10 protein-coding genes and 1 pseudogene are annotated in these 9,821 nt (G+C 64.2%); 1 reads left to right on the forward strand and 10 read right to left on the reverse strand.

What is annotated here, in order from left to right; translation table 11 throughout:
* The 10 genes and pseudogenes from Q427_RS05325 to Q427_RS33360 all read right to left on the reverse strand — a co-directional run.
* Positions 1 to 286: pseudogene (locus Q427_RS05325) on the reverse strand (carbohydrate ABC transporter permease); the annotation flags it as partial.
* Complete coding sequence (locus tag Q427_RS05330; protein WP_043511715.1) at positions 286 to 1,263, reverse strand: carbohydrate ABC transporter permease; 978 nt, start codon at positions 1,261 to 1,263, stop codon at positions 286 to 288. The pseudogene Q427_RS05325 and the gene Q427_RS05330, both read right to left, overlap by 1 nt.
* A 17-nt stretch (positions 1,264 to 1,280) precedes the next feature.
* Complete coding sequence (locus Q427_RS05335; RefSeq protein ID WP_043511717.1) at positions 1,281 to 2,546, reverse strand: ABC transporter substrate-binding protein; 1,266 nt, start codon at positions 2,544 to 2,546, stop codon at positions 1,281 to 1,283.
* Positions 2,547 to 2,716: 170 nt separating this feature from the next.
* Complete coding sequence (locus tag Q427_RS05340; protein ID WP_043511721.1) at positions 2,717 to 3,643, reverse strand: lysine exporter LysO family protein; 927 nt, start codon at positions 3,641 to 3,643, stop codon at positions 2,717 to 2,719.
* A gap of 143 nt (positions 3,644 to 3,786) precedes the next feature.
* A complete protein-coding gene (locus Q427_RS05345) occupies positions 3,787 to 4,521 on the reverse strand; it encodes a hypothetical protein (RefSeq protein ID WP_043511723.1) in 735 nt (244 codons plus the stop codon).
* Between the two features lie 113 nt (positions 4,522 to 4,634).
* A complete protein-coding gene (locus tag Q427_RS05350) occupies positions 4,635 to 5,978 on the reverse strand; it encodes a nicotinate phosphoribosyltransferase (protein WP_043511725.1) in 1,344 nt (447 codons plus the stop codon).
* The gene (locus Q427_RS05355) at positions 5,975 to 6,541 is read right to left on the reverse strand and encodes a nicotinamidase (RefSeq protein ID WP_043511726.1); all 567 of its coding nucleotides are present in this window, start codon (positions 6,539 to 6,541) and stop codon (positions 5,975 to 5,977) included. Before Q427_RS05355 ends, Q427_RS05350 begins: the two co-directional genes overlap by 4 nt.
* Before the next feature lie 90 nt (positions 6,542 to 6,631).
* The gene (locus Q427_RS05360) at positions 6,632 to 7,567 is read right to left on the reverse strand and encodes a 2-hydroxyacid dehydrogenase (RefSeq protein WP_043511728.1); all 936 of its coding nucleotides are present in this window, start codon (positions 7,565 to 7,567) and stop codon (positions 6,632 to 6,634) included.
* A 30-nt stretch (positions 7,568 to 7,597) separates the two neighbouring features.
* Entirely contained in the window at positions 7,598 to 8,773 is a 1,176-nt protein-coding gene (ehuR, locus tag Q427_RS05365; RefSeq protein ID WP_442905436.1) for a MocR-like ectoine utilization transcription factor EhuR, read from the reverse strand.
* Complete coding sequence (locus Q427_RS33360) at positions 8,701 to 9,003, reverse strand: GntR family transcriptional regulator (protein WP_231613434.1); 303 nt, start codon at positions 9,001 to 9,003, stop codon at positions 8,701 to 8,703. Before Q427_RS33360 ends, ehuR begins: the two co-directional genes overlap by 73 nt.
* Positions 9,004 to 9,196: 193 nt before the next feature.
* On the opposite strand from Q427_RS33360, the gene Q427_RS05370 reads away from it, so the two are divergent.
* Positions 9,197 to 9,821, forward strand: a 625-nt coding sequence (locus Q427_RS05370; RefSeq protein WP_043511729.1) for an aminopeptidase P family N-terminal domain-containing protein, incomplete at its 3' end; no start/stop codon positions are given.

The raw sequence follows: 9,821 nt of genomic DNA on the forward strand, positions 1-9,821 counted from the left end.
CATAGGAGGCGGTGATGCCGAGYAGCAGGGCGATGAACACCACGCTGGTGGCAACCACGATCGAGTTGAAGATCGCCTGCAGAAAGCTCTTCTGGGTGAAGATCTGCACGTAGTTGGTGAAATCCAGTCGAGAGGGCCATAGCTCGACATGGAAAAGCTCGCTGGAGGGGGTGAAGGATGTCTTGACCGCATAGTAGAACGGAAAGACCGCTATCACGACGACCAGGGCCACCAGTACCCAGAAGCCGATGCGGGTGGCGTGTTTGGAGAGCTGGCGTGAGGTCATCAGTCGCCTCCCAGTTTCAATTGATTGCGACCCAGGTAGAGGTAGGCAATGGTGGCCAGTGCGATGATCAGGAACAGCAGGGTCGAGGCGGCGCTGCCATAGCCCACGTCCTGGAACTCGACCAGCTGCTGGCGTGCGTAGATTGACATCGACATGGTGCTGGTGGAGTTGGAGGTCAGCACGTAGATGACGTCGAACACGCGCAGGGCGTCGAGCAGGCGGAAGATCACCGCCACCATCAGCGCCGGGGTGATCAGCGGCAGGGTGACCTTGAAGAAGACCCTGACCGGGTGGATGCCGTCCACCTCGGCGGCCTCATAGCAGTCCTTGGGAAGCATCTGCAGCGCGGCGAGCACCAGCAGGGCGACGAAGGGGGTGGTCTTCCATACGTCGACCATGATCACCGCCCACATGGAGTAGTCGGCATCCGCCGTCCAGGCGATCGGTTCGCCGATGATGCCGAGCAGCATCAGCAGGTGGTTGATGATCCCGAACTGGTCGTTGAGCATCCAGGCCCACATCTGCGCCGAGACGATGGTGGGGATCGCCCAGGGAATCAGCACCGCGGCTCGCACCAGGGTGCGGCCCTTGAATTCCGCATTGAGCACCAGCGCCACGATGATGCCGAACACCACCTCCAGCGAGACCGATACCACCGAGAAGTAGGCGGTATTCCAGACGGAGCGCCACCAGATGGGGTCGGCCAGCACGCCATACCAGCGACCCTCCTCATAGACCAGATAGTTCTCCATTCCGATGAACAGAATATTGCTCAGGTCGGACAGGGAGGCATCGGTAAAGCTGAAGTAGAAGGTGCGCAGCAGCGGCCAGCCCGCAACCAGCACAAGGACGATCAGCATCGGCGCCAGAAAGAGCCAGGCGGCACGTACCCGCTGGCGACGCACCTTGGTGCTGCGCTTGTGCCTCGGCAGGGGGCGCGCCGGTATCGGCGCGCTTTCGGTGACGGGAGTCGACATTTCGGGCTCCAGGGAGGTTACCAGTTACGGCGCTTGACGCGGGACAGGTCATGATCGAGGTCGCTGACAGCCTGTTCACCGGTCTTGTCGCCGGACAGCACGTCATGGGCGGCGCTGAAGAAAGCATTGCTGACGCGGCCGTAGGCATCACCGGTGGGGGCGGATGGGCGAGCCACGGCATTGACGAAGGTCTCGTAGAGGTCGCCGAAGAAGGGGACTGCCTCGAGCACTTCCTCATCGTGGTAGAGCGACGCCAGGGTGGGGTTGTAGGCACCCACGATGGCACGACGCTTCTGCTCCTCTTCGCCGGTGAGGAAGGCCACCAGGTCGGCGGCGAGTTCGGGATTCTCGCTGTAGCGGGAGACGGCCAGGTTCCAGCCGCCGAGGCCTGCGGCACTGCTGTTTTCGCCGCTGTAGGGCAGCTGGGTCACGCCGACCTTGCCGCGCACCTCGCTGTCCTCGCTCTGGGCCAGCGCCCAGGCGTAGGGCCAGTTGCGCATGAACACGGCATTGCCGCCCTGGAATACGCCCCGTGCCTCTTCCTCGGTGTAGTTGAGGACGCCGTTGGGCGAAATATCCCCGATCCAGGACGCCGCCAGGTCTAGTGCAGCCGCGGCCTGGGGGTTGTTGATGGTGATCTCGCCGTCACTATCGACGATGGTGCCGCCGCCATGGCTTGCTACCCACTCCAGGGCATTGACGGTCAGGCCTTCGTAGGCGCGGCCCTGGAAGACGAAGCCCTGCATGCGTTCGCTGCCCTCGGCACGCTCGGCATTGCGGATATCCCGGGCGGTTTCGGTGAGTTGCTCCCAGGTTTCGGGCACCTCGTGGCCATGCTTCTCCAGCAGGTCCTTGCGGTAGTAGAGCACGCCGGCATCGGTGAACCACGGCATGGCGACCAGGCGGCCGTCTATGGTGTTGTTCTCGATGATGGTGTCGAAATGCCCTTCACCGGCTGCATCGCCGAGCACCTCGCGCAGGTCAAGGAGATGGTTGGCGAGCAGGCCGGGCCAGACCACGTCGATCTGCATGATGTCGATATCGGTGGAGTTGGCGGACAGAATCTGCTGATAGAGCGAGAGGCGCTCAGTGGATGAGTTGGGCGTCGAAACCACATCGACGCTATGGCCGGTCTTTTCTTCCCAGGCCCTGACTCCCTCCTGGCAGAGCTGCAGTTCGGCGCCGACGGCACCGCAGGAGATGGTCAGGTCCGCGGCCTGGGCATGGCTGATGCTGGCGGCTGTTGCCATGATGAGCGTGGGAATCAACGTCTTCTTGAACATGGGCGGGTATCCTCGTGGGCTTGTTGTTATCGGTGGTGCTGAAAAGACTTAAACGATTAAGATCGTCTGGCGCTCAGTTAGCCGCTTATCGGCACGGATATCAACCTAGACTTTTGGCTAAGTATTGAGAGGTGGCTCGTCTGCCGTTGGCGTCGGTATCTACCCCGGTTTCAGAGCGACAGGAAAAAGAGAGTCAAGGGCGGTGACAGCAGGGAAAGAATGAAGCCGCTGACCACGGCGATCGGCACACAGGCTACCCCGCCGTGCTGCTGGATCACCGGCAGGGTGAAGTCCATGGAGGTTGCCCCCCCGTAACCGATGGCCAATGGCGCGTGGCGGTGAATCAATAGCGGGATCAGGATGAAGGCCAGCAGTTCACGGGCCAGGTCATTGAAGAAGGCCACGCCACCGAGCAGGGGACCGAGCTGATCACCGATCAGGATGCCCGAGAGCGAGTACCAGCCGAAGCCGGAAGCCAGCGCCAGACCCTCGTTCCATTGCAGGCCGAGTAGCGGCGCGGCGATCAGGCCGCCAAGCAGGGAGCTGACGGCCAGGGTCGTGGCGATGGCCAGTCCATGTCGGTTGAGCAGGATCTGGCGAAGTGGCATGCCCGAATTGCGCAGTTGGCATCCGATCAGGGCCAGCAGGGCATAGAGCGCCCACTCGGCCAGCTGTTCGGCAGCGGGGAAGATGGCCTGGCCACCCAGCCAGCCGAGGATGAGCCCGATCAGCACTCCGAGGACCACCACCGCCACCAGAGCCAGGGAGCCGAGCATGGCGGCGAGTTTGGTCGTCGGGGCATTCGCGACCACCGGTGACGGTCCGAAGCGCAAGCCGAGTCGATGCGATAGCCACCATAGGGCCGCCAGGTTGGCAGCGGTGATGACGATGAACAGCAGCAGCGCCTGGCTCCCCATCCGTGACAGCTCTCGTGCCAGGTTCTCGAGTCCGGCGAGGCTGACCCCCATCAGCAGCAGGATGGCATAAACCGATGCGTTGACGCTGCGGTTGATCAGGTTCATCAAGCCGGCATGGCGAACCGGCACCAGGTAGCCCAGCAGCAGCGGCAAAAGGACGATCAACAGCCCGCTCAACATCGAGACCCATTTCCTTGTCATGGCCGCCGGGCGCGCAAAGCGCCACACTCTAGCAGCCTTTTGCCGCGAGTGCCGCCACCGGCTCGACCAGCCTCGGTGGCGTCGGCGGGAAAGGCACTGGGGAGAAGCGATTACGCCATGGGTCAGGGAGCCCGGGTGTCGAGGGGGGTATCGAGAGAGGTGAGGGCAAGCCGGCTTCTTCGCTTGCCGTCGCGGCGATAGTCCACTGCCAACAGCAGGCCGGGAAGTTCGGGGTGGAAGTGGAACGTCATCTGCCGGTCAGGGGTTTCAGGGTCCAGCACTTCCACCTTGATGGCCTCGAACTCGCCCGCCGGGAGACGCAGCGTCTCCCGGGCGAGCACCCGGTAGTCGATGATCTCCTCGCGGCCGCGATGATCCTGATAGACCAGGCGACAGCCGTTCTTCTCCTGGCAGCCTCCGTTCAGCACGCTCAGGGAGAGGTCGAACAGTGCGGCCTGGCGATCGGGGAGCTCGCTCAGCTCGTCGCTGCCAAGCCGGTAGTCGCCGCCAATGCCCAGCAACGAGTAGCCGCTGGCATAGTTCACCGAGCGAACGCCATCCGGGGTCAGGAAGAAGCGGCTGCGTTCATTGCCTCGAGCCACGGCGATGGAGGCATTCATCTGGCTATGCCAGTGATGGCTCTCTCGACTCAGGCGGTGCTCGATGGAGGCATTGGGCCAGCCGCTCACTTCCAGCCGGTACCGCGCCTCGAAGGGCTGGGGGCTGACCTGCCGTTCGGTGCCGCCGGGGGAGGCCGGCTTGGCGGCAGTCGGGGCGGCCATGACCTGGGTGATACCCAGGGCGAGCAGGAGCAGCGGCAAGACCAGGAAAGTGAAAGAAGGCGACGGTCGGCTCATGGGACTCAACATGGGGTGGTGAGGTGGAGTGGCAAAGTAGCAATCAGTCTGAGCTCGGGAAGGCCGCCCGGGTTCCCCGATGCACGCTTGTTGCATGATCCGCCGCGCTGTCGTCAATCTTGCTGTAGCCGGCTCAGCGTTTCACTGAGCTCCACCGGGTAGTCGCTCTCGCCAGGGTCGAGTCGAGTCAGCGTCTCGGGCATTGCCTCGAGACAGGACCGGACCCGCTCACGGGCATCGTCGGCCATGGCCATGAGCGACTCGTCCAGCTTGCCGTCCTGCACCAGGGGCACCAGCATCGGTTCGCCATCGGTGACCGGCTCATCGCGACTGGCGATGATGTCCCCGGCATAGCGGCCCCGAGCGTCGCGGCGCCGGTAGAGCTGCTTGCGGCCGGGCAGATTGACCTTGCCCGTCGAGTGCTTGACCCGGGGTATGCCCGCATACTCCACCAGCTTGTAGGAGAGGTCGATGACCGGCGCGTCGGCCGAGACCCCCATCTGCGTGCCCACGCCGAAGGCATCGATGGGCGCTCCGTCTTCGACAAGTTCCCGGATACTGTGTTCATCGAGCCCACTGCTGGCGACGATCTTGATGGCTTCGAAGCCGGCCTCGTCAAGCAGGGCGCGGGAGCGGTGGGCGAGATCACCCAGGTCGCCGGAATCAAGACGCACGGCACTGATGCGCAGGTCGGGCTCCTCCGCCAACAGCTCGATAACCATGCGGACTCCCTCCAGCGTGTCGTGGGTATCCACCAGCAGGGTGGTGTCCGGATAGTGGCGCGCAAAGGCACGAAAAGCCTCGCGCTCGCTGTCGTGGGCCAGGATATAACTGTGTGCCATGGTGCCGCTGATTTCCAGGTCATGGCGCAGCCCGCCCAGCACGTTGCTGGTGGCGGTGAGGCCAGCGGTACGGTAGGCACGCACCCCGCGCACCGCCGCGTCCACGCCGTGCATTCGGCGCAGACCAAAATCGACCACCGGCCTGCCCCGGGCGGCCATGACGAGGCGCACGGCCTTGGATGCCAGCACCGTTTCCAGCTGCACCAGGTTCATGATCAGGCTCTCGAGCAGCTGTGCCTCGGCGATCGGTGCGTCCACTTCGAGGAAGGGCTCGTTCTGGAACACCGGCGTCCCCTCCGGCAGGGTCCAGATATCACCGGTGAAGCGCCAGCCGGCCAGCCAGTCGAGGAAGGCATCGTCGAACTTGCCGGTGTCGGCCAGCTGTTTCAGCGCCGATGACGAGAAGCGCAGCCGACTGGCCAGGGCGGCGGCATGCTGCTGGCCACAGGCCAGCATGAAGCGCCGGGTGGGGGGTAGCTTGCGAAAGTAGAGGCTGAAGGTGGCCCGCTCCTGCATCGACTCCTTCCAGTAGGCCTGCAGCATGGTCAACTGATAGAGGTCGGTGAGCAGGGTCAGATCACTGTCATCCACTTGCACGCAGACCGAATGCCTCATTGATGAACCTCGATGCCGTCGGCTTCCAGCTCCCGGGTGCAGCGGTCCCGGGCCTCGGGGTCGACGGGTTCCGTCAGCCCCGCCAGCAGCACGACAGCGAAGCCTTCCCGGCTGGCTTCCAGCGCGGTGGCCTTGACGCACACATCCATGGCAAGCCCGCAAACCACGACGCGCTCGATGCCGCGATCGCGCAGGTAGCCGGCGAGGCCGGTGCCATCGAAGGCGGAGTAGGCATCGGCATCGAAGGCCGTGGCCTTGCTGACGCGAATGGTGTCGTCGTTGTAGTCGAGGCCCGGGTGGAAGGCGGCGCCGGAGGTGTCCTGTACACAGTGAACCGGCCAGGAACCCCCGCGATGCTCGAAGCTGACATGGTCGATGGGGTGCCAGTCGCGGGAGGCGACCACCAGTGCACTGGCGGCGCGGGCGGCCCCGATCTCGGCATTGATGCCGGGCACCAGTGCCTTGCCACCCTCCACCGGCAGGGCGCCGCCTTCGCAGAAGTCGTTCTGCATGTCCACGACCAGCAGGGCGTCTTGCCTACGGTAGTCGATCCGGGTCGTCATCGTGCACCTCCAGGGAGATCCATGAGTGTCATCTTCAGCCTATCGTCTATCCCTCCTTTCTAGTAGGAATATGTCCATGGTAGCAACGATTCAATAGCCGGCGCCGGGGTCTACGGTCTCGAGCGTTTCGCCGGCCTCGAAGGCCTCGATCAGCTCGGCGACCTGGCCCACGGCGTCCTTCAGCGGGGTGGGGCCGGCCATGTGTGGGGTCACCCATACCCTCGGGTGAGACCAGAACGGGCTCTCTTCGGATAGCGGCTCCGCGGGAAAGGCGTCGAGCAGGGCGCCACGAAGCCGGCCTTCCGACTCTCCCTCGCCCAGTGCTTCCAGCAGTGCCGCTTCATCGACCAGGGTGCCGCGACCGGGGTTGATCAGGCTGGCCCCTTCCGGCAGGGAGGCCAGTGCCTCGGCATTGATGATATGGCGGGTATGTGGTGTGCCGGGGAGCAGCAAGACCAGGGTGCGTACCTGGCCGAGCAGTTCGGGAAGACCGTCGTCGCCGTGGTGGCAGGTGATGCCATCCAGCTGCTTGGGTGAGCGGCTCCACCCATGGACCGGAAAGCCGTCGGCGGCAACCATGCTGGCCACCTTGGCACCGATGGCGCCAAGGCCCAGCACGCCCACCGGCCAGTCGCGCTTGTCGTCCACCGTGTGCTCCCGCCACTCGTGGCGCGCCTGCTGCCGGCGATAGCGGTCGAAGTCGCGCTGGAAATGCAGCACGCCGTAACGCACGTAGTCGCCTATGAGCTCGGCCATGCCGGCATCGCGCAGCTTGACGATGGGGACGTCATCGGGCAGGCCGGGGTTGTTGAGCAGGGCATCGACACCGGCGCCCAGGTTGATGATGCCCTTGAGGTCGGTCTGCTCCCTGAGCAGCGCCTCGGGCGGCTTCCAGGCGGCCAGGTAGTCGATATCCCGGCGCTGGTTGGCGGGTGCCTCGCTGGTGAGGATCTCGGCGTCCGGCAGGTGTTCGGCCAAGGCGTCGCGCCAGGTGGCAGCCTGGTCGATATGGATCAATACACGCATCAGAGTCTCCTTCTCCGTGGTTAGTGAAGGTCAGTAGATGATCTGCATCATCGGCGGGGGTGACTCGTCGAGCAAGACTGCCAGTCGTTTCAGCCCCTCCTCAAGGCGCTTCAGGTCCTGCTCTGCCCCCAGGCTCACCCGGATGCGCCGTGGGGGTGGCGTCTGCTCGACCATGAACGGAACCGCGGTGGTGATGGCCAGGCCCTCCTGCTCGGCCTGCTGTTGCATCTCCTCCGCTCGCCAGGCACCCGGCAGCGTCACCCAGACATGCAGGCTGGTGGGGCGGGAGGCGAGGGAGTGGTGACCGATCAGTCGTTGGGCGAGTGCCTGACGTTCACCCAGCAGCGTCCGCTGTTCGGCGGCCATGGCCTCGATGCTGCCGTCGGCGATCCAGCGGTCGGCGAGTTCGAAGATCAGTGGCGTGGCCATCCAGGTGGTGGCTCGCATGCGGGGCAGCACGTGGTGCAGCTGGCCGCGGGGCACGGTCAGGTAGCCGGCGCGCAATCCCGGCACGGTGATCTTGGTCATGCTGGTGACATGGAAGCCGAGCTGGGGTATCCGTGCGGTCAGGGGCGTCAGCATCGGGCCTTCGAGCAAGGCATGGACATCGTCCTCGATCAGCCATACACGATGGCGCGCCAGCACCTCGGCCACGGCGTCACGGCGAGCCTCGCCCATGGTCGCACCGGTCGGGTTCAACTGGGTCGGCGTCAGGTACACGGCTCGGGGCTTGAAGCGGTGGCATGCCGACTCCAGCGCCTCCGGGATGATGCCTTCGTCGTCGATGGCCACCCCCCGCAGCTGGAAGCCCAGGGTTCGCGACAGGGCGATCAGCCCATGGTCGGTAAGGGCTTCGGTTAGAACCAGGTCACCATGCTGGACCACGCTGGAGATGGCCAGCATCAGGCCATGGGCCGCGCCGTTGCAGAGAATCCTGTCGTCCACCTCGCCGGGCACACCGAGTCGGGACTGCAGCCAGGCACTGGCGCGCTCGCGCTGGTGGGGCAGGCCGGCGATGGGCCGGCAGGCGGTAATCACATCGGGGCTGGCATGCTCCGCCAGTTCGGCCAGCGCCTGGCGAAAGCGCAGGTGGTGCCCGGGAGGGCAGACCGGGTGGGCAATGGAGAGATCGATCAGCGGGCTCTCGTGGCGCGGCTCATGTCCGCGCAGGTAGGCGGACTCCCGGGCATCGTCCAGGGCATTGATCCAGGTGCCGCTGCGACCCGCGACTGTAACAGGCCCATCTTTTCGGCCTGGGCGTAGGCGCGCGAAACGGTTTGTACGCTGACACCGAGGTTTTCGGCCAGTTGGCGATGGGGCGGCAGTCGCGTGCCAGGGGCGATCTCTCCCTGGCGAACCGCCTCGGACAGGGCCCGCGCAATGGCCAGGTACTTGGGCCCGGTATCGGTCAAGTAGGGAGTCAGATCAATTGTCATGATTCAATAAAGCCTTTGACCGCCAGCAGAGGTGTGGTGCTAGTATCAGCTTAGCGACATTGACCGGAGATTGTCATGATTTTCTTCCTGTATTATCATGACAATTATCGCTTTTAACCGGTGTCGATAACCCTGGTCCGGCCCTCTCCCCGTGGAGACGGCCGGTTATTGGTGATGCTATGGCGAACGCTTCATGAATCAGGTCACCCTGCCCTTCACGCGTCAGGAATATGCCACCCGGCTTTGGAAGGTCCGGGCCGAAATGGCCAGCCGAGGGATTGACGTGTTGATCATCAGCGACCCTTCCAACATGGCCTGGCTGACCGGCTATGATGGCTGGTCCTTCTATGTGCACCAGTGCGTGCTGGTGGGGCTGGAGGGCGAGCCGGTCTGGTATGGCCGACGCATGGATGCCAATGGCGCATTGCGGACCTGCTGGATCGATCCGGACAACATCACCTACTACCCCGATTACTACGTCCAGAACCCCGACATGCATCCCATGGACTACCTGGCCCAGTCGATCATGCCCGATCGCGGCTGGCACCAGGGGGTGGTGGGAATGGAGATGGACAACTACTACTTTTCGGCCAAGGCTTATCAGTGCCTGCTGCGCGAGCTGCCCCATGCCCGCTTCATGGATGCCAATGCGCTGGTCAACTGGTGTCGGGCGATCAAGTCTCCCCAGGAAGTCGCCTACATGCGCATTGCCGGCAAGATCGTCGAGGGCATGCATACGCGTATCCTCGAGGTGATCGAGCCCGGCCTGCCCAAGAGCAAGCTGGTTTCCGAGATCTACCGTGTCGGTATCGAGGGCT

The organism is Halomonas sp. BC04 (assembly GCF_000568385.1).

Excerpts from the sequence above, each read along its gene's own strand:
- Q427_RS05330 (WP_043511715.1), bottom strand. The coding sequence starts at position 1,263 with ATGTCGACTCCCGTCACCGAAAGCGCGCCGATACCGGCGCGCCCCCTG.
- Q427_RS05335 (WP_043511717.1), bottom strand. The coding sequence starts at position 2,546 with ATGTTCAAGAAGACGTTGATTCCCACGCTCATCATGGCAACAGCCGCC.
- Q427_RS05340 (WP_043511721.1), bottom strand. The coding sequence starts at position 3,643 with ATGTTGAGCGGGCTGTTGATCGTCCTTTTGCCGCTGCTGCTGGGCTAC.
- Q427_RS05345 (WP_043511723.1), bottom strand. The coding sequence starts at position 4,521 with ATGAGCCGACCGTCGCCTTCTTTCACTTTCCTGGTCTTGCCGCTGCTC.
- Q427_RS05350 (WP_043511725.1), bottom strand. The coding sequence starts at position 5,978 with ATGAGGCATTCGGTCTGCGTGCAAGTGGATGACAGTGATCTGACCCTG.
- Q427_RS05355 (WP_043511726.1), bottom strand. The coding sequence starts at position 6,541 with ATGACGACCCGGATCGACTACCGTAGGCAAGACGCCCTGCTGGTCGTG.
- Q427_RS05360 (WP_043511728.1), bottom strand. The coding sequence starts at position 7,567 with ATGCGTGTATTGATCCATATCGACCAGGCTGCCACCTGGCGCGACGCC.
- Q427_RS33360 (WP_231613434.1), bottom strand. The coding sequence starts at position 9,003 with ATGACAATTGATCTGACTCCCTACTTGACCGATACCGGGCCCAAGTAC.